This window comes from Pseudomonas sichuanensis (assembly GCF_024749065.1).
Classification (GTDB): domain Bacteria; phylum Pseudomonadota; class Gammaproteobacteria; order Pseudomonadales; family Pseudomonadaceae; genus Aquipseudomonas; species Aquipseudomonas sichuanensis.
This window is the reverse complement of sequence record NZ_CP087185.1, coordinates 3571596-3588665: the sequence shown is the minus strand read 5'-3', so window position 1 is coordinate 3588665 and position 17070 is coordinate 3571596. Positions and strand designations below refer to the sequence as shown.

The window sequence follows — 17070 nt, the reverse complement described above, 5'->3', positions numbered from 1 at the left end:
ATTGTAGGAAGGTTCCTGGCTTTGCCCCAGGGAAAACTGCCATGGACAAGCTGCTGGCGCTCAAGGTGTTCATGGCGACCGTCGAGGCCCAGGGGTTTTCCGCCGCAGCACGCAGGCTTGGGGTGGCGACCTCGTCGGTGACGCGCCTGGTCGATGCGCTGGAAAGCGAACTGGGCGCCACCTTGCTCAACCGCTCGACCCGCCAGGTCAGCCTGACCGAGGCCGGTGCCGCCTACTACCAGCGTGCCCGTGACATTCTCGAAGCCCTGGCCGAGGCCGATGCCAGCGTCGCCGACCGTGGCGAGGAGCCCGTCGGCGTGCTGCGCCTGTGCCTGCCGGTGGAGTTCGGCCGGCGGGTGATCGCCCCGCACCTGGGCGCCTTCCTGGCCCGCCATCCAGGCCTGGAACTGGACATCGACCTCAGCGACCGCTTCGATGACCTGCTCGATGGCCGCTATGACCTGACCATCCGCCTCGGCGAACCCGCACCCAGCGACGAGCTGGTGTGCCGTCGGCTGGGCCAGTTCGAGCGCTGGCTGGTGGCCAGCCCGGCCTATGTGGCCCAAGGCCCCGCGCTGGACGACCCTCGGCAACTGAGCACCCGCGCCTGCCTGCGCTTTCGCTATGGCCAGTCGGCCCGGCCCTGGCGTCTGCAGCAAGGTGAACAGCGCCTGGAGCTGGACGTTACCGGCCCGTTGCGCAGCGCCAACGCCGACCTGCTGCGCGAGGCCGCCATCGCCGGCAGCGGCGTGGCGCTGCTGGCCGACTGGCTGGTGCGCGAGGATGTTGCGGCCGGGCGCCTGCAACGGCTGTTCGCCGACTGGCAGGTGAGCCCGGGCGCTGCCAGCGCCACCATCAACGCGCTATACCTGCCCAACCACCGCGGGTCGCGGCGGGTGAATGCGTTCGTTGCGTTCTGTGAGACATTGCTGGCGCCCTAGCCGTTGTACGCAAAGTAAGTTCATCCATCGTTGTGGGAGCGGGCTTGCCCCGCGATTTGCTGCAACGCGGCAGCGATGTCTCAAGTCCATACATATTGGGTAAAGGAGCGCTTCGCACTCCATCGCGGGGCAAGCCCGCTCCCACAAAACTGTTCGTACAGAGCCCAGCCGTTGCGCGGGGCGCAAAGCCTTGTTGCGTTGCCGACGGATTCTGCCGCGCGCTGCTTCCCGGCACCATGCCCGCACTTCTCCATCGCTTAGCGAGGCTACCCCCATGAATCTTTCCGTCGCTGCCGCCCAGCCGTCAGCGCCCGGCCTGAGCCGCGCCCTGGTGACGCTGCTGGCCTTCTGTTGCGGCGCCATCGTCGCCAACATCTACTACGCCCAGCCCATCGTCGGGCTGATCGCGCCTGACCTGGGCCTGTCCGCCGCGCACGCCAGCTGGATCGTCTCGCTGACCCAGCTGGGCTACGCCCTCGGGCTGCTGTTGCTGGTGCCGCTGGCTGACCTGGTGGAAAACCGCAAGCTGATGATCGCCACCGCAGTGCTGGCGACCGTCAGCCTGCTGCTGGCCGGCAACAGCGGCCATGGCCAGGGCCAGCTGTTCCTGGCCTATGCCTTGCTCATCGGCTTCAGTTCGGTGGCGGTGCAGATGCTGGTGCCGCTGGCCGCACACCTGGCGCCCGAGCACCAGCGCGGGCGGGTGGTGGGTAACATCATGGGTGGCCTGTTGCTGGGCATCCTGTTGGCCCGGCCGTTGTCGAGCCTGGTGGCCGATCATTTCGGCTGGCGCATGGTGTTCATCGGCGCGGCGGGTGTGATGCTGGCGATCATCCTGTTGCTGGCCCTGACCCTGCCGCGCCGGGAGCCCGAGCACAAGGCCAGCTATGCCGGGCTGATGGCCTCGCTGCTGGTACTGTTGCGCCGCTACCCGTTGTTGCGCCAGCGCTCGCTGTACCAGGCGCTGATGTTTGCCGCCTTCAGCTTGTACTGGACAGCGGTGCCGCTGGCCCTGGCCGCAGAGCATGGCCTGTCGCAAAGCCAGATCGCGTTGTTCGCCCTGGTTGGCGCCATAGGGGCGGTGGCCGCGCCGCTGGCCGGACGCCTGGCGGATGCCGGGCATGGCCGACAGGCTTCGTTGCTGGCAATGGGGCTGGCGCCGCTGGCCTTGCTGCTGGGCCTGACCACGCCGGGCATGAGCGTGATCGGCCTGGGGTTGACCGGGGTGCTGCTGGACTTTGCGGTGCAGATGAACATGGTGATCGGCCAGCGCGAGGTCTATGCGCTCGACCCCGCCAGCCGCGGGCGCCTCAATGCGCTGTACATGACCAGCATCTTCCTGGGCGGGGCTGTGGGTTCGGCGCTGGCCAGCGGGGTGTATGCGCACTTCGGCTGGGTGGGCGTGGCGTTGCTGGGCGCGGCTTTGCCGGTGCTGGGGCTGGGCGCCTTCCTGCTGGCGCGGCAGCGCTAGCACAGGCGGGCGGCGATCATCCCGGCCAGCCCCAGCAGGCAGCCCAGGCCAACGGCAAATGCCAGTGTGCGCCAGGGTTGCCAGGCCGCCAGGTAGGCCAGGGTATGGGCCAGCCGGGCAGCGGTGAACAATGCGCACAACATCATGGTCGGTAGCTCAGGTGTGTGCAGGGTGATTGCCAGGCCGCCGAGCACGAAGAACAGCGGGATGTTCTCCAGGTCATTGGCCCAGGCCTGGGCGGCGCGGCGTACTTCGGGGCGCTCCTGGGCCGCGGCCGTGCGGCCCAGCACGGCGGCATCCTCGGCGTTGACGAAGGTCAGGTGACGCAAGCGGTAATACCCCTGGTAGCAGGAGATCGCCAGCATCTTGAGGAACAGCAGCAACACACTGGCGGCGAACACCGTGATCATGGCCGATGGCCTCTGAACCCGTGCACGACCAGGTACAGCAGCGGGCCGATCGAAACGAACACCAGGGTCAGCAGGCAGTAGGGCAGCACACTGCGCCCCGGGCGCCCATGGCGCTGGGCATCGCGCCACATCCACAGGCAGGCCAGCGCCGCCATCAGGTACAGGTCGATGACCACCTGCAGAGTGTCCGGGCTGCTGATCAGTTGCAGCCCGAAGGCCAGCAACGATTGTTCGGCATGGGCCATGGTCCAGCAGGTGTAGAGGGTCAAGGCGATCAGGGTGGCGAGTGCCAGCCAGGGTTTGCGCATGGTGGGAGCTCCGAGGTGGTTTCGATGCCCGAACACTAGTGATAGGGTCCCAGCCCAGCAATGACCTCAGAGGTCATGGACGACTCACCTGAACATTCGCAGGCTCAGCCCATGGACAATTCCACCTTTCACCCCACCCGGCCAACGTCCACCGCAGGTTCGCCGTTGCGCCAGTTGCGCCGCCAGGCCGGGCTCAGCCAGATGCAGCTGGCCCTGCGTGCCGGCGTTTCGCAGCGTCATCTCAGTTGCATCGAAACCGGTCGGGCGCGGCCAGGCATTGCCACCCTGCATGCCCTGCTGAGCGCGCTGGATGCGCCACTGGAGCGCTGCAACGAGGTGTTCCTCGCCGCAGGCTTGGCGCCGCGCTACCAGGCCTCGCCGTTGGATGCCCCGGCGCTGGCGGCCGTGCGCGATGCCATGGAGCACCTGTTGCAGGCCAACAACCCCGCACCGGCAATCGTTATCGACGGTAACTGGGACGTGCTGGCGGCCAATAGTGCGACGGCCGCGCTGTTTGCCTTGCTTGGGCTGCCGCCGTCGCAGGTGGAGGGGTTGAACATGCTGGCCATGCTGTTTGCGCCCGGCGGGCTGGGTGACTATTTGCTCAATGCCGAAGAGATTCGTGCGGTGGGTTGGCACCGTGCCCGTCAGGAGTCGCTGAGCAATCCGGTATTGGCAAAGCGCCTGGCGCAGATGGCGCTGCCAGGCGAGCTTGAACCTGCGCAGGGCGTATTGCCGCCGCTGCTGTTGACGCGCCTGGCGTCGCCACAGGGCGAGCTGACCTTCATGTCGACTTTCACCACCTTTGGCATGCCCCAGGACATTACGGTCGAGTCATTGCGCATCGAGCACCTGGTGCCGGCGGATGCGCGCACCTGGCAAGTCATGCGCGAGGCCTGTTCAGCGTTTTCCTGAAGGCCCAATCGCCGGCAAGCCGGCTCCCACAGGGGGATTGAGATGCCAGTGTAAGCCGGCTCCCACAGGGGGATTGAGATACCTGTGGGAGCCGGCTTGCCGGCGATTGGGCCGCAGAGCGGCACCTTTGCAGGCGCAGGTCAGTGATGCGCGACCGGATCATCCTGCGACAGCAGCGCCCTGGCCAGTTCCTCGTCGCTGGCCTGCAGGCCAGGGTTGGCCTGGCGTGCCTGCGCCAACGCCGACTCCAGGTAAACGCCACGGATGGCACCGCCGCTGGCGATGAAGGCGGTCAGCTCGTCCTGGGCGGGGATGATCCGTTTGTCGTCCTTGAAGGTCGAGTAGAGCGACGCGGAGATCCCCGCGGAGGTGGCGACATCACCGGCATCGACCTTGGCCAGGGCGGCACCGGCAGGCAGAAGAAGCAGCAGCGAGGGAACAAGCAGTAAGTGGCGCATGGTGAATCCTCCGCGAAGGTAAAGCCCAGGGGTATTACTGCATGATGTTAAGAGCGCCAAGGGTGGGAGGAGTTCCGTTCACAGATCCAGCACGATGCGCGCCGATTTCGCCCGCGACACACACAGCATCATGGTCTGCTGCGCGGCCTTTTCCTCATCGCTCAGGTACTGGTCGAAGTGCTCGGCCTCGCCTTCGAGAATCGCCGTTTCACAGGTGCCGCACACACCTTCGCGGCACAGGCACTCGACCTTGGCGGCCTTGGACTTTTCGATGGCCTGGAGGATGGTCATGCCTTCCTCGACTTGCAACTCGGTCCCGGAGCGGGCCAGCACCACGGTGAAGGCGGCGCCTGCGGCCGGTGCTGCTGCGGCAAACTGTTCCCAGTGCACCCGTGACTCGGCGATGCCGGCGGCGGCGGCGGTGGCGATCACTGCGTCGATCAGCGGCTTGGGCCCGCATACGTAAAGGTGGGCATCGTCGGCAAGGCCGGCGCACAGGGCGGCCAGGTCGAGCTTGCGGTCGAGGCTGTCGATGTAGAACCGCGTGTTGTCGGCATGCGGGCCGCTTTGCAGGTCAGCCTGGAAGGCGCCGTGCTCGGGCGCGCGGAAGGCATAGTGCAGCTCGTAGGGGGTGCTGCTGCCTTCGAGCTCATGCAGCTGCGCCAGGAACGGCGTGATGCCGATGCCGCCGGCGATCAGCACATGGCGGCCGGCGCCGGGGTCGAGGGCGAACAGGTTGTTGGGGGTGGAGATGGTCAGCTCGCTGCCCACCTCGACCTGCTGGTGCATGAACGCCGAGCCGCCCTTGGACTGCTCTTCCAGGCGCACGCCAATCTGATAGCTGGACAGTGCGCGCGGGTCGCTCATCAGCGAATAGGCATTGCTGAACTGGCCGCCGCAGGCCGACTGCATCTGCACGATGACGTGGCTGCCGCCGGTGAAGGCGGGCAGGGCGGCACCGTCGCTGCGGGCCAGGGTAAAGCGCTTGATCTGCGGCGTGGCCTGTTCCACCTCGGTCACGCGCACCTTGAACATTTCGTATTGTTTGGCCATGGCATACCTCGACAACGAAGCCCCGCGCCAGGCCCTGGCGCGGGGCGGGACAGCTAACGGGGGTGGTTCAGTCGTCCAGGTGGGCGACGGCGATCAGGTTGTGGAAGTGGGCAATGCCGTGCTCGCTGACGCCGCTGCGCTGGGCATCGACCATGATCCGGCCCTGGCCACGGTAGCCGCGGGATTTCAGGCCCTTCTGCACGCTCTCGACCAGGCGCAGGTCTTCCGGGCGGAACACTTCGCGGTACCAGTCGATCAGCTTCTGCTGCTCTTCGGTGATGTCCTTGTTGAGGAAGTACACGTCGTAGTGCTGCAGGGTGGTTTCGGCATCGACCGGGAACTCGTAGATCACGGTCATGAAGTTGGCCCCTGGCGGCACGTTGAACATGGTGCACGGCCAGGCCCAGAAGCCGGCGAAGGAGGGGTCTTTGACCGATTCATCGAACTTGAACGACTGCTCCGAAGGTTTGGCCAGGCCGTACTGCAGGGTCCAGTTGCCGTGCAGGCTGTGGCTGTACTGGCCAACGTCCACCGAGTCGGAGAAACCAGGGTGGGCCGGGGCGCAGTGGTAGCACTCCAGGTAGTTGTCGACGATCGACTTCCAGTTGGCCGGGGTGTCGCTGACGAAGCGTGCCGCCAGGTGCAGGTCGTCGATCACCGCGCAGGCCTCGCGCATACGCTTTTGCAGGCCTGGCAGTTGGTCTTCCACGGGCGCGGCGTCGTTGTCCATGTTGATGAACAGGAAGCCTGCGTACTCTTCGACACGCAGCTGCACCAGGCTGGAGTTGTCCTTGTCGAAGCTGGCGACGTTCTCGCAGTTGCGGGCGTGGGCCAGCTCGCCGTCGAGCTTGAAGGCCCAGGCGTGGTACGGGCAGGTGATGACGTTCTTGGCCTTGCCGCTGCCTTCGAGCAACTGGTGGCCACGGTGCGGGCAGACGTTGTAGAACGCGCGCAGCACGTCGTCGCGGCCACGGACGATGATGATGCTTTCGCCGATCACCTGGCGGGTGATGTAGGCGTTCTTCTCGGCGACTTCGCTGCGGTGGCCGACGCAGATCCAGCTGCGGGCGAAGATCGCTTCCTTCTCGTGCTCGAACACCGCGGCCTGGGTGTAGAACTTGGCCGGCAAGGTGAAGGCCACTTCGGGGTTGGCACAGAAATCGGCGGGCAGGCGTTTGAAATCGTTCATGGCTCTATCTCGGTTCTTATTGGTTAACGCGTATCTATTGGTTAACAAGCTGGGCAAAAAAATTTGAATGGATCTGAATTCAAGGTTGTTGATTGTGGCCCTATCGCCGGCAAGCCGGCTCCCACAGGGTCATGTAGCGCTGCGGACATTGTGGGAGCCGGCTTGCCGGCGATAGGGCGACACAGGTTTTCGTTTCAGTGCACCGCCGCTGCGCTGCGTGGCGCTTGCTGTTGCGGCTCCTCACCCGCCAGGCGGGTGGCCTCTTCCTCGATGCGGTACGCCGGTACCTGGCCGTAGTCGGCCGCCAGCCACTTGAAGAAGCCGTAGATCTTCACCAGCAGGATCACCATGAACGGGATCGCGGTGAGCACCACGGCGGTCTTCATGGTCGACAGCGACGCCTTGGCGAACAGCATGGCCAGCGGCACCAGGGTCAGCACCACGCACCAGAACAGGCGCAGGGTGGGGCTCGGGTCTTCGCCTTCACGCAGGTTGCGGGTGCTGGTGGCGGCCACGGCGTAGGCGGCGGCGTCCATGTGCGAGGCGCAGAACACCGCCATGATGAACAGGTACGCCGCCAGGAACAGCGTGCCCCACGGCAGGGCCAGCAGCAGGTCAGTCACCGCCGCTTCACCACCGGCGGTGCTGAGCAGCTTGGGTACGTCGATCTGGCCGTTGATGAACTGGTGCATGCTGTAGCTTTCCAGCGCGCCGAAGAAGAACCAGCAACCGAAACTGCCGCCCAGCAGCAGGGCGAACACCACTTCCTTGATCAACCGGCCGCGCGACACGCGCGCGACGAACATGGCCACCCCCGGCGCGTAGGACACCCACCACAGCCAGTAGAACACCGTCCAGTTGCGGGTAAAGGCACCGTCGCCGGCCGGGTCGGTGAACAGGCTCATCTGCACGTAGTGCTGCAGCATCAGGCCGATGGAGTTGGCCGTGTTGTTCAGGGTGAACTGGGTCGGGCCGACCAGCAGCACCACGGCGGCGAACAGCAGGGCGCCGACGCAGACCATCTTCGACAGGCGCTGCAGGCCGCCGTCGATGCCGATGTACGAGCTCAGCGAGAACAGCAGCGCCACCGCGCCGATCACCAGCAGTTGCACGGTGAAGGTGTTGGGGGTGCCGGCCAGGTCCGCCAGGCCACGGGTCAGGGTCGAGGCGGTGAGCGCCAGGGATACGGTCAGCGCGCCCATCATGGTCAGCAGGAAGATCAGGTCGACAGCGCGGCCGACCGGGCCGGTGGCCTTGAAGCCGGTGACTGCTTCGATCACCGATGCCAGGTTAAGGCCGCTCTTCTTGCGCACATGGAAGTGGTAGGCCATGGCCAGCGAGGCCAGGGCGTAGATCGACCAGGCACTGATACCCCAGTGGAAGAACGAGTAGCTGACGCTGTATTCCAGCGCCTGGGCCGACATCGGCGCGATGTTCAGGCCGGGGGTCTGGTAGTAGTAGGCCCACTCCATCACGCCCCAGTACAGGGTCGAGGAACCCATGCCGGCGCAGATGAACATGAACACCCAGGTGGTGGTGGAGTATTCCGGCTTGCCGGCACCCAGGCGAATGTTGCCGTACTTGCTGAAGGCCAGATACAGCACCGCCAGCGAGCTGCCGAACACCAGGACCTGAACGCTGGTACCGAAGGTGCGGGTGGCCACTTCGAACAATTGGTTGGCGAGGCTTTCCGCTTGTGCGGGAAAGGCAGCAAGGCCGATCATGGTGAGCAGCACGGCAACCAGGCTCACGGCAATCAGGAACACATCAATCTTTTTATTGTTGGGGGACATCAATTGTCTCCAGGGGCATTTTTTTTTGTAGTTGGAGTCAGGCGTTGGGAAGTCCGTATCGGGTGTTGTTTTTCCTTTCTGTTAACTAATAGATAACAAATATCTTTTGGTTAACAGATTCTGCATTGAATCTGGGCGAGTGGCAATAGAATCGTCGGACAATCCGGATGATTGGTTTCGTCTGTTTCGCGGGTAAACCCGCTCCCACAAGGCCTGCACTAGACCTGTGGGAGCGGGTTTACCCGCGAAAGGGCCGACAGGTCAGGCGCCGAGCAACTCGGCAATCGCCTTGCCCACGTCCTGGGTCGAGCGGCTGCCGCCCATGTCACGGGTGGTGTCGCCATTGGCAATCACGGTTTCGATGGCCTTGAGGATGTCGTCGTGGGCGGCCTGGTAGCGGGCGTCGTCGCCGTCCTTGCCGAGGAACTCGAGCATCAGTGCACCCGACCAGATCATCGCGATCGGGTTGGCGATGTTCTGCCCGTAGATGTCCGGCGCCGAGCCATGCACCGGTTCGAACAGCGACGGGAACTTGCGCTCAGGGTTGAGGTTGGCCGACGGCGCGATGCCGATGGTGCCGGCGCAGGCCGGGCCCAGGTCGGAGAGGATGTCGCCGAACAGGTTGGAGGCCACCACCACGTCGAAGCGCTCCGGCTGCAGCACGAAGCGCGCGCAGAGGATGTCGATGTGTTGCTTGTCCCAGCTGATCTCGGGGTAGTGCGCGGCCATGGCGGCGGTGCGCTCGTCCCAGTAGGGCATGCTCACGGCCATGCCGTTGGACTTGGTGGCCGAGGTGACATGCTTGCGCTCGCGGGTCTGGGCGACTTCGAAGGCGTACTTGAGGATGCGGTCGACGCCACGGCGGGTGAACACCGACTCCTGCAGGACGAATTCATTTTCGGTGTTCTCGAACATGCGCCCACCCAGCGACGAGTATTCGCCTTCGGTGTTCTCGCGGATCACCACGAAGTCGATGTCGCCTGGCTGCTTGTTGGCCAACGGGCAGGGAACGCCGGGGAACAGGCGCACCGGGCGGATGTTGACGTACTGGTCGAAGTCGCGGCGGAACTTGAGCAGCGAGCCCCACAGCGAGATGTGGTCCGGGACCTTGTCCGGCCAGCCGACGGCGCCGAAATACAGGGCATCGAAGCCCTTGAGCTGCTCGAACCAGTCGTCCGGCATCATCTTGCCGTGGGCCAGGTAGTAGTCGCAGCTGGCCCACTCGAAGAATTCGATCTCAAGGTTCAGGCCGTGCTTGCGGGCGGCGGCCTCGACCACGCGGATGCCTTCCGGGAGGACTTCGTTGCCGATGCCGTCGCCGGGGATGGCGGCGATTTTGAAGGTCTTGGTCATGGGGGCGCATCTCGTGTTCAGGGAGGATGCACTCATGCTATAAGGGCGCGCTGCGGAGATAATCCGCTATTCGATCAATTCTTGGTGCACGAATCGTGAATAATCTGCCGAACCTCGACGACCTCGATATCTTCCTGCAGGTAGCGCGCCGCGCCAGCTTTGCCGCCGTGGCGGACGAGCGCGGCATGTCGGCGGCGTTCGTCAGCAAGCGCATCCGCCTGCTCGAAGAGAGCCTGGGGGTGCGCCTGCTGCACCGCACCACCCGGCGGGTGACGGTGAGCGAAGAGGGCGAGCGGGTCTACCAGTGGGCGCAGCAGATCTTCGAGACCCTGCAACGCATGGGCGACGACCTCAACGCCGGCCAGCGCGAGCCCGCCGGGCAATTGCGCATCGCCAGCAGCCTGGGCCTGGGCCGGCGCTTCGTGGCGCCGGCCTTGTCGGAGCTGGCGGCACGCTACCCACGGCTGGACATCCGCCTGGACGTGCACGACCGCCTGGTGGACCTGATCGCCGAAGGGGTGGACCTGGACATCCGCGTCGGCAACGTCATCGCCCCGCACCTGATCGCCAAGCCGCTGGCGCGCAACCGCCGGGTGCTGTGCGCAGCGCCCGGCTACCTGGCCGAGCGAGGGACGCCCAAGGTGTTGGCGGACCTGGCCAGCCATGACTGCCTGGTGATCAAGGAGCGCGACCACCCGTTCGGGCTGTGGCACCTTGAAGGCCCGCAAGGCGAGGAGAGCGTGCGGGTGACCGGCGCCCTGTCGAGCAACCATGGCGAGGTGGCGCACCAGTGGTGCCTGGACGGGCGGGGCATCCTGCTGCGCTCATGGTGGGATGTTCACGACAGCATCGAAGACGGGCGGCTGGTGCAGGTGCTGCCCGACTACCAGCAGGCGGCGGACATCTGGGCGGTGTACACCGCGCCGCTGGCCGGCTCGGCCAAGGTGCGGGTGGCGGTGGAGTTCTTCCGCCAGTACTTTGCCGAGCGCTATCGCTTGCCGGACTGAGGGCTGGTGAGGCTAGGCACTGTACGAAAAGTTTTGTGGGAGCGGGCTTGCCCCGCGATGGAGTGCGAAGCGCTCCTATACCCGATATCAAATAGTGTCAAAGACGCCGCGAATCCAGGTTTTGCTGCCGCGTTGCGGCAGATCGCGGGGCAAGCCCGCTCCCACAACGATGGATGACCATACTTTTCGTACAGAGCCTAGAGAGCTTTTTCATAGGTCTGGAGAACATTTTTACTAATTTTCCCGCCGTCCAGAGTGGCGCACCATCGGCTCACATTAATAACAACTGACCGCGAACGCGGTCGATGTGGGAGCGCAGCGTGTTCGACCTTTCCTTCTGGCAGCAGCGGGCCAACCGCCAAACATTCATCGACACCGCCCTGATTGGCGGCCACTCGGTGAAGGCCTCCTCGGGGGCGACTTTCGACGCCATCAACCCGGCCACCAACCAGTTGCTCGCCCGGGTGGCGGCCTGCGCTGAAGTCGAAGTCGACCTGGCCGTGCGCAGCGCCCGCCGCGCATTCGAGCATGGGCCCTGGGCACGCATGGCCCCCACCCAGCGCAAGAAAATCCTCATCAAGCTGGCTGACCTGCTGCTGGCGCACCGCGAAGAACTGGCGCTGCTGGACTCGCTGAACATGGGCAAGCCGGTGATGGATGCCTACAACATCGACGTGCCCGGCGCGGCCGGGGTGTTCGCCTGGTACGGCGAGGCGCTGGACAAGGTCTACGACCAGGTCGCGCCCACCGCCGCCAATGCGCTGGCCACCATCACCCGCGAACCCCTGGGCGTGATTGCCGCCGTGGTGCCGTGGAACTTCCCGCTGGACATGGCCGCCTGGAAGCTGGCGCCGGCCCTGGCCGCCGGCAACAGCGTGGTGCTCAAGCCCGCCGAGCAGTCGCCGTTCTCGGCCCTGCGCCTCGGCCAGTTGGCACTGGAGGCGGGCATCCCCGAGGGCGTGCTGAACGTGGTGCCGGGCTTGGGTGAGCAGGCCGGTAAGGCCCTGGGGCTGCACCCGGACGTCGATTGCCTGGTGTTTACCGGCTCCACCCAGGTGGGCAAGTACTTCATGCAGTACTCGGCCCAGTCGAACCTTAAGCAGGTGTGGCTGGAGTGCGGCGGCAAGAGCCCGAACCTGGTGTTCGCCGATTGCCAGAACCTTGACCTGGCCGCCGAGAAGGCCGCGTTCGGCATCTTCTTCAACCAGGGTGAGGTGTGCTCGGCCAACTCGCGGCTGTACGTGCAGCGCTCGATCCACGACGAGTTCGTTGAACGGGTAATCGCCAAGGCCCAGGCCTGGCTGCCGGGCGACCCGCTCGATCCGGCCAGTGCCGCCGGCGCGATCGTCGACAGCGAGCAGACCGCGCGCATTGTGCGGGCGATCGGCCAGGCGCATGAGGAGGGCGCGACGTTGCTCAGCGGTGGCGAGCAACTGACTTTCAATGGTTCGTCCAACTTCATCACGCCGACGATTTTCGGCAACGTCAGCAGTGATAGCCGCCTTGCCCGCGATGAAATTTTCGGGCCGGTGCTGGCCGTCAGCGCGTTCGACAGCGAAGAGCAGGCGGTGCAGTTGGCCAATGACAGCATCTACGGGCTGGCTGCGTCGGTGTGGAGCGACGATCTCAACCGCGCCCACCGTGTGGCCAAGGCGCTGAAGGCCGGTACGGTTTCGGTCAATACCATGGATGCGCTGGATACCACGGTGCCGTTTGGTGGCGGCAAGCAATCCGGGTTCGGCCGCGATCTGTCGCTGCACTCGTTCGACAAGTACACGCAGTTGAAGACCACCTGGTTCCAGTTGCGGTAAGGGGTTGGGGCTGGGAGGTGTTGGCCTTTGGATGTGTTGCGCCTGGAAGATCGAGCGCCGCCCGCGCGGCGCTCGATCTTGAAGGCGCCACCGCTGTCCAGCCATGCACCACGAACCACCCACAACAAGATATCCCCCGCAAGCCGCAAGGCACTGCGGGCTCGGGCCGACTGGCCCAACTGCCTCGATACACACAACCATAAATCGTGAGGGAGTTTCCATGCGTACCATCACCGCGTCACTCAGCCTTGCAGTGCTCGCCGCTGCCAGTCTTCCCGCCCTTGCCGGCACCTCCAGCCTCACCGTCATCTCCTTTGGCGGCGCCACCAAGGCCGCGCAGCAGGCCGCCTACTTCCAGCCCTTCGAGCAGAGTGGGGCAGGTAAGGTGGTGGCCGGCGAATACAACGGCGAACTTTCCAAGGTCAAGGCCATGGTCGATGTCGGCCATGTGTCCTGGGACGTGGTGGAGGTCGAAAGCCCCGAGCTGATCCGCGGCTGCGAGGCGGGCCTGTTCGAGCGCATCGACCCGGCCCTGCTGGGCGACCAGGCCAACTACCTGCCCGGTACCGTGAGCGAGTGCGGCGTGGCCAGTTATGTCTGGTCCATGGTGCTGGCCTACAACACCCAGAAGCTCGCCAATGGGCCGACCTCCTGGGCAGACTTCTGGGACACCCAGCGCTTCCCGGGCAAGCGCGGGCTGCGCAAGGGCGCCAAGTACACCCTCGAGGTCGCGCTGCTGGCCGATGGCGTTCCACGCCAGGACCTGTACACCGTGCTGGGCACGCCAGAGGGGGTCAACCGGGCCTTCAAAAAGCTCGACCAGATCAAGCAGAACATCCAGTGGTGGGAGGCCGGCGCGCAACCGCCGCAATGGCTGGTGGCCGGTGATGTGGTGATGTCCGCCGCCTACAACGGGCGCATCGCCTCGGCGCAGAAGGACGGCTCGAAGCTTGGCATCGTCTGGCAAGGCAGCCTGTACGATCCGGACCACTGGGCCATCGTGCGCGGCTCCAAGAGCAAGGAGCTGGCGCAGCAGTTCATCACCTTCGCAAGCCAAGCCGCCACGCAGAAAACCTTCTCCAGCCACATTCCCTACGGCCCGGTGCGTACCGATGCGGTCAATGCATTGCCGGCCGACATCCAGCAGCAACTGCCAACGGCCCCGGCCAACCTGGCCGAGGCTCAACTGGTGAACGCCGAGTTCTGGGTCGACCACGGCGAAGAGCTGGAAGAGCGCTTCAATGCCTGGGCGGCACGCTGACCCCCGCGTAACTGCACGCTGGTGAGCCCGCCCCGGGCATGGAAAGATGGGAAACGCCGTTGCAGCGATGCAACGGCTTTTTCCGATTCAAGAGGCAAGCAGATGAGCAGAGACCGCCTTCAATCCGCAGAGTGGTTCGAGCAGATCGCCCACGTGGTCGATTGCATCGGCACGTCGGCGTTCGTCGAGTCGCTGTTCGCCGCGCTGAACTACCTGGCGCCTTCCCACGCCATCACCGTGTTCCTGTTCCCCCATCAAGGGCTGCCTTCGGCCTTGTTCGAGCGGGACGAGGAGGGGCCGTGGATGCCCGAGGGCAGCATCGGCAAGTACCTGGAAGGCTTCTACCTGCTGTGCCCGTTCTACCGGGCCTGCATCGAGGGCATTGCCCCAGGCTGCTACCGACTGAGCGATGTGGCACCGGACCACTTCAAGCGCAGCGAATACTACGTGTCGTTCTACCAGCATGCGCGGCTCGAGGATGAGCTGAACTACATCGTGCCCCTGGGGCCCAAGCTGACCATCGCCGTGGCCTTGGCCAGCACCCGCCGCCTGGGCCGGCAGCAGGTCGACGAACTCAAGCGCATCGCCCCCTGGGTGCTGGCCGTGGTGCGCCGGCATTGGGGGGACCTGGATGCGGATGCGCTGGGAGGGCGCTTCGAAAGTGCGCTGGGGCGCCAGATCAACGCCGCGCTGACCCAGTTCGGCTCGTCGCTGTTGACCGAGCGCGAGTGCCTGGTGGCCCAGTACATGCTGCGCGGGCATTCCATCCGCTCGCTGGCCGAACGGCTGGGGATCAGCGAGGACACGGTCAAGACCCACCGCAAGCATGTGTACAGCAAGCTGGACATCGCCAAGCAGTCGGAGCTGTTCTCGCTGTTCATCGCCTCGGTGGCCCAGGCCCAGGAAGGGTTGAGCAAGGATCCGTTGGAGAGCTATCTGCGGCGCAGGCGGTGAGGTTCGCTGAGGTTCGCTGAGGTTCGCCGGTGTTTTTGCAGCGCCTATGAGATCGAGCGCCGCCCGCGCGGCGCTTCGCGGGTAAACCCGCTCCCACAGTTTGTTTCGGGCCAATTATTCCTGTGAAAGTACCGGCGCCTGCCTTGGTGCATGCCTTGAGTCATGTGGGGCGGCGGCAACGCCCACACTGAAACCGCGTCGTACCAACAAGGCGGACCAGGTAATGGCACAGGAAAGACTGGCCCGAAACAAACTGTGGGAGCGGGTTTACCCGCGAAGCGCCGCGCGGGCGGCGCTCGATCTTGAGGGCGCTGCACATCTGTCGCCCTGCACTTGGTGGCCCACATCCGGTCGTCAAAGGACCCTCAGAACCCCCCGCTGATCGGCCACTCCACCGCCACCCTAATCTGATCCCCATCCAGCTCCGCCTGCGCCGTATCCCCCCGGTGCACGTTATGCCGCAGCGAAACCGCCACCCCCTTGGCCGCCCCACTCTGCACCACATAGCGCGCCTCCAGGTCCCGCTCCCAGTGCTTGCCATCCTTGCCATACCCCAGATACGCATACCCCCCACGCGGATCGACATGGGTGCCATCGATATCGAACCCACGCACATACAAGGCCGTCAGGCTCAACCCCGGCACGCCATAGGCCCCCATGTTCAGGTCATACCTGGCCTGCCACGACTTCTCGTTCGGCGCATTGAAGTCCGACAACTGCACGGCGTTACCCAGGTAGATCGCCCCGCGGCTGACGTAGTCGAACGGCGTGTTGCCGTCCACCTGCTGCCAGCCCAGGCTGAACGCGTGCGGGCCCTGGGCGTAGCGCGAGACCAGGCTCCAGGTGGTGTTGTCGATGCGCCCGGACAGGGCCTTGCCAGTGTCGGTGGTGCGGTACAGGTTGAGGTCAAGGCTCAGGCTGCGCTGGTCGTCGAAGGCGTGGCTGAGGGTGCTGCCGAGGTAGTGCTGGTTCCAGGTGTCCTGGTAGCGGGAACTGTACAGGCTGGCGCTGACGTTGGCGGTCGGGTTCCACACGGCGCCTGCCAGGTCGAAGCTGTTGCCCTGGCGGCCGTTGGAGTAGTTCACCACGAAGCCTTGATCGTGGCTGGAGGCATTGCGGTCGGTACCTTCGTTGAAGTGCCCGGCCACCAGCTTGAGCCGGTCGATCTCGTTGCTGGTGAGGAACCAGCCGGTGAAGGTCTCGGGCAACAGGCGGCTGTCTGATGAGCTGAACACCGGGGTCTTGACCCGTTGCTCGCCGTAGGCCAGCACGGTGTTGGAGGCGCGCAGCTTGACCGCCGCGCCACCCCGGCTGTATTCGCTCTTGGGGTGGCCGTCGTTGTCGATGGCCAGCAGGCGCGCCTTGCCGGCGCGGCCGCCGCCGCTGTCGAGCTGCACGCCAAGGTAGGCATGGGCATCGACGCCCACGCCGATGAGGCCTTGAGTGAAGCCGGAACTGAATGTACCCATCAGGCCGTAGGCCCATTCCTCGGCCTTGCCGCTGCGTTCGGCGCGGGGTTTGTAGGCGTTGCGCGCGGCACTGTTGCGCCCGCCGTTGCGGTAGTCGCGCTGGTCGTAGACGGTGCGGTTGAGCAGGCTCCAGCTGCTGTCTTCGACGATGCCATTGGCCTTGGACTGGGCAGATTCGCCCAGGGCCAGCGGGCTGAGGCCAAGCAGCGGCAGGGCGATGAACAGCGGTTTCATTGCGCGGCCTCCAGCTTTTGCAGCTGCGCGGCGAGGCGGCTGGCCGCGCGGGCGGGCAGGGCGCCTGGCAACTGCGCCGGCGTGGGTTCGCCCACCTGCACCAGCATCACCATGCCCATCGCCAGATGCGGGATGCACTGGATGCCATACAGCCCGGGCTGGCTGAAGGTGTATTCGTACGGCTGGTTGAGCTTGCTTTTGAACGCTTCGGCGCCTGCCGGCAGCAGGCCAGGAATGCTCGCCGCGTTGTGCCCGGCCTGGGTCGGCAGAAAGCGCACGGTGTCGCCCGGGGCAATGCGCAGGTGGTCCGGCTCGTAGACCATCGCCCCCTCGGCGCCGCGGTTGAGCATCTTCACTTCGAACACCTCGGCCTGGGTGGCGGTGGTGGTCAGCAAGGCGGCAAGCAGCAGGGCGGCGGAGCGGGGCGGCATGGGCGGAACTTC

Annotated in this window: 16 protein-coding genes; 7 read left to right on the top strand and 9 right to left on the bottom strand. The window is 65.3% G+C overall.

The features are described 5' to 3' along the window. The first annotated feature begins 41 nt into the window (after positions 1-41). The gene (locus LOY51_RS16100; RefSeq protein ID WP_125858949.1) at positions 42-941 is read left to right on the top strand and encodes a LysR family transcriptional regulator; all 900 of its coding nucleotides are present in this window, start codon (positions 42-44) and stop codon (positions 939-941) included. Between the two features lie 274 nt (positions 942-1215). Next, a complete protein-coding gene (locus LOY51_RS16095; protein WP_258642045.1) occupies positions 1216-2412 on the top strand; it encodes an MFS transporter in 1197 nt (398 codons plus the stop codon). On the opposite strand, the gene LOY51_RS16090 is transcribed toward LOY51_RS16095, so the two are convergent. Together LOY51_RS16090 and LOY51_RS16085 are read right to left on the bottom strand one after the other, a co-directional pair. Then, positions 2409-2822 (bottom strand): MAPEG family protein, encoded by a 414-nt coding sequence (locus tag LOY51_RS16090; RefSeq protein ID WP_125464394.1) that lies wholly within the window; start codon positions 2820-2822, stop codon positions 2409-2411. The genes LOY51_RS16095 and LOY51_RS16090 overlap by 4 nt on opposite strands. Further along, on the bottom strand, positions 2819-3130 hold the full coding sequence (locus LOY51_RS16085) for a DUF2834 domain-containing protein (protein WP_125858946.1): 312 nt from the start codon (positions 3128-3130) through the stop codon (positions 2819-2821). The genes LOY51_RS16090 and LOY51_RS16085 overlap by 4 nt, the downstream gene beginning before the upstream one ends. 111 nt (positions 3131-3241) lie before the next feature. Here LOY51_RS16085 and LOY51_RS16080 point away from each other — a divergent pair, with 111 nt between their 5' ends. Further along, a complete protein-coding gene (locus LOY51_RS16080; RefSeq protein ID WP_258642041.1) occupies positions 3242-4045 on the top strand; it encodes a helix-turn-helix domain-containing protein in 804 nt (267 codons plus the stop codon). 140 nt (positions 4046-4185) lie between these two features. On the opposite strand, the gene LOY51_RS16075 is transcribed toward LOY51_RS16080, so the two are convergent. From LOY51_RS16075 to LOY51_RS16055, 5 genes are all read right to left on the bottom strand, one after another. Beyond that, the gene (locus LOY51_RS16075; RefSeq protein ID WP_258642039.1) at positions 4186-4503 is read right to left on the bottom strand and encodes a DUF2388 domain-containing protein; all 318 of its coding nucleotides are present in this window, start codon (positions 4501-4503) and stop codon (positions 4186-4188) included. Positions 4504-4581: 78 nt separating this feature from the next. Continuing rightward, positions 4582-5556 (bottom strand): PDR/VanB family oxidoreductase, encoded by a 975-nt coding sequence (locus tag LOY51_RS16070; protein ID WP_125858944.1) that lies wholly within the window; start codon positions 5554-5556, stop codon positions 4582-4584. 67 nt (positions 5557-5623) lie between these two features. Next, on the bottom strand, positions 5624-6745 hold the full coding sequence (locus LOY51_RS16065; protein ID WP_125858943.1) for an aromatic ring-hydroxylating oxygenase subunit alpha: 1122 nt from the start codon (positions 6743-6745) through the stop codon (positions 5624-5626). Positions 6746-6939: 194 nt separating this feature from the next. After that, positions 6940-8538, bottom strand: a complete 1599-nt coding sequence (locus LOY51_RS16060; protein WP_258642036.1) for a BCCT family transporter — start codon at positions 8536-8538, stop codon at positions 6940-6942. A 261-nt stretch (positions 8539-8799) separates the two neighbouring features. Beyond that, positions 8800-9891 (bottom strand): tartrate dehydrogenase, encoded by a 1092-nt coding sequence (locus LOY51_RS16055; RefSeq protein ID WP_125464387.1) that lies wholly within the window; start codon positions 9889-9891, stop codon positions 8800-8802. A gap of 95 nt (positions 9892-9986) precedes the next feature. On the opposite strand from LOY51_RS16055, the gene LOY51_RS16050 reads away from it, so the two are divergent. From LOY51_RS16050 to LOY51_RS16035, 4 genes are all read left to right on the top strand, one after another. After that, the gene (locus LOY51_RS16050) at positions 9987-10898 is read left to right on the top strand and encodes a LysR substrate-binding domain-containing protein (protein WP_125858941.1); all 912 of its coding nucleotides are present in this window, start codon (positions 9987-9989) and stop codon (positions 10896-10898) included. A gap of 320 nt (positions 10899-11218) precedes the next feature. Then, a complete protein-coding gene (locus LOY51_RS16045) occupies positions 11219-12709 on the top strand; it encodes an aldehyde dehydrogenase (protein WP_125858940.1) in 1491 nt (496 codons plus the stop codon). Between the two features lie 220 nt (positions 12710-12929). Continuing rightward, positions 12930-13970, top strand: a complete 1041-nt coding sequence (locus LOY51_RS16040) for a gamma-aminobutyric acid-binding protein (protein WP_110992826.1) — start codon at positions 12930-12932, stop codon at positions 13968-13970. A 102-nt stretch (positions 13971-14072) separates the two neighbouring features. Further along, positions 14073-14924 (top strand): helix-turn-helix transcriptional regulator, encoded by an 852-nt coding sequence (locus LOY51_RS16035; RefSeq protein ID WP_110992827.1) that lies wholly within the window; start codon positions 14073-14075, stop codon positions 14922-14924. 365 nt (positions 14925-15289) lie between these two features. Here the strand turns inward: LOY51_RS16035 and LOY51_RS16030 are convergent, their stop codons facing one another. Beyond that, entirely contained in the window at positions 15290-16627 is a 1338-nt protein-coding gene (locus LOY51_RS16030; RefSeq protein ID WP_258642029.1) for an OprD family porin, read from the bottom strand. After that, positions 16624-17058 carry a pseudoazurin gene (locus LOY51_RS16025; protein WP_125858938.1) on the bottom strand — a complete coding sequence of 145 codons (435 nt, stop codon included), beginning with the start codon at positions 17056-17058 and terminating at the stop codon, positions 16624-16626. Before LOY51_RS16025 ends, LOY51_RS16030 begins: the two co-directional genes overlap by 4 nt. Positions 17059-17070 lie beyond the last annotated feature (12 nt).

What these genes read in the sequence shown, in the direction of transcription:
- LOY51_RS16075 (WP_258642039.1), bottom strand. Translation starts at nt 4,503, where the DNA reads ATGCGCCACTTACTGCTTGTTCCCTCGCTGCTGCTTCTTCTGCCTGCC.
- LOY51_RS16095 (WP_258642045.1), top strand. Translation starts at nt 1,216, where the DNA reads ATGAATCTTTCCGTCGCTGCCGCCCAGCCGTCAGCGCCCGGCCTGAGC.
- LOY51_RS16025 (WP_125858938.1), bottom strand. Translation starts at nt 17,058, where the DNA reads ATGCCGCCCCGCTCCGCCGCCCTGCTGCTTGCCGCCTTGCTGACCACC.
- LOY51_RS16060 (WP_258642036.1), bottom strand. Translation starts at nt 8,538, where the DNA reads ATGTCCCCCAACAATAAAAAGATTGATGTGTTCCTGATTGCCGTGAGC.
- LOY51_RS16055 (WP_125464387.1), bottom strand. Translation starts at nt 9,891, where the DNA reads ATGACCAAGACCTTCAAAATCGCCGCCATCCCCGGCGACGGCATCGGC.
- LOY51_RS16080 (WP_258642041.1), top strand. Translation starts at nt 3,242, where the DNA reads ATGGACAATTCCACCTTTCACCCCACCCGGCCAACGTCCACCGCAGGT.
- LOY51_RS16065 (WP_125858943.1), bottom strand. Translation starts at nt 6,745, where the DNA reads ATGAACGATTTCAAACGCCTGCCCGCCGATTTCTGTGCCAACCCCGAA.
- LOY51_RS16070 (WP_125858944.1), bottom strand. Translation starts at nt 5,556, where the DNA reads ATGGCCAAACAATACGAAATGTTCAAGGTGCGCGTGACCGAGGTGGAA.
- LOY51_RS16030 (WP_258642029.1), bottom strand. Translation starts at nt 16,627, where the DNA reads ATGAAACCGCTGTTCATCGCCCTGCCGCTGCTTGGCCTCAGCCCGCTG.
- LOY51_RS16100 (WP_125858949.1), top strand. Translation starts at nt 42, where the DNA reads ATGGACAAGCTGCTGGCGCTCAAGGTGTTCATGGCGACCGTCGAGGCC.
- LOY51_RS16085 (WP_125858946.1), bottom strand. Translation starts at nt 3,130, where the DNA reads ATGCGCAAACCCTGGCTGGCACTCGCCACCCTGATCGCCTTGACCCTC.
- LOY51_RS16035 (WP_110992827.1), top strand. Translation starts at nt 14,073, where the DNA reads ATGAGCAGAGACCGCCTTCAATCCGCAGAGTGGTTCGAGCAGATCGCC.
- LOY51_RS16090 (WP_125464394.1), bottom strand. Translation starts at nt 2,822, where the DNA reads ATGATCACGGTGTTCGCCGCCAGTGTGTTGCTGCTGTTCCTCAAGATG.
- LOY51_RS16040 (WP_110992826.1), top strand. Translation starts at nt 12,930, where the DNA reads ATGCGTACCATCACCGCGTCACTCAGCCTTGCAGTGCTCGCCGCTGCC.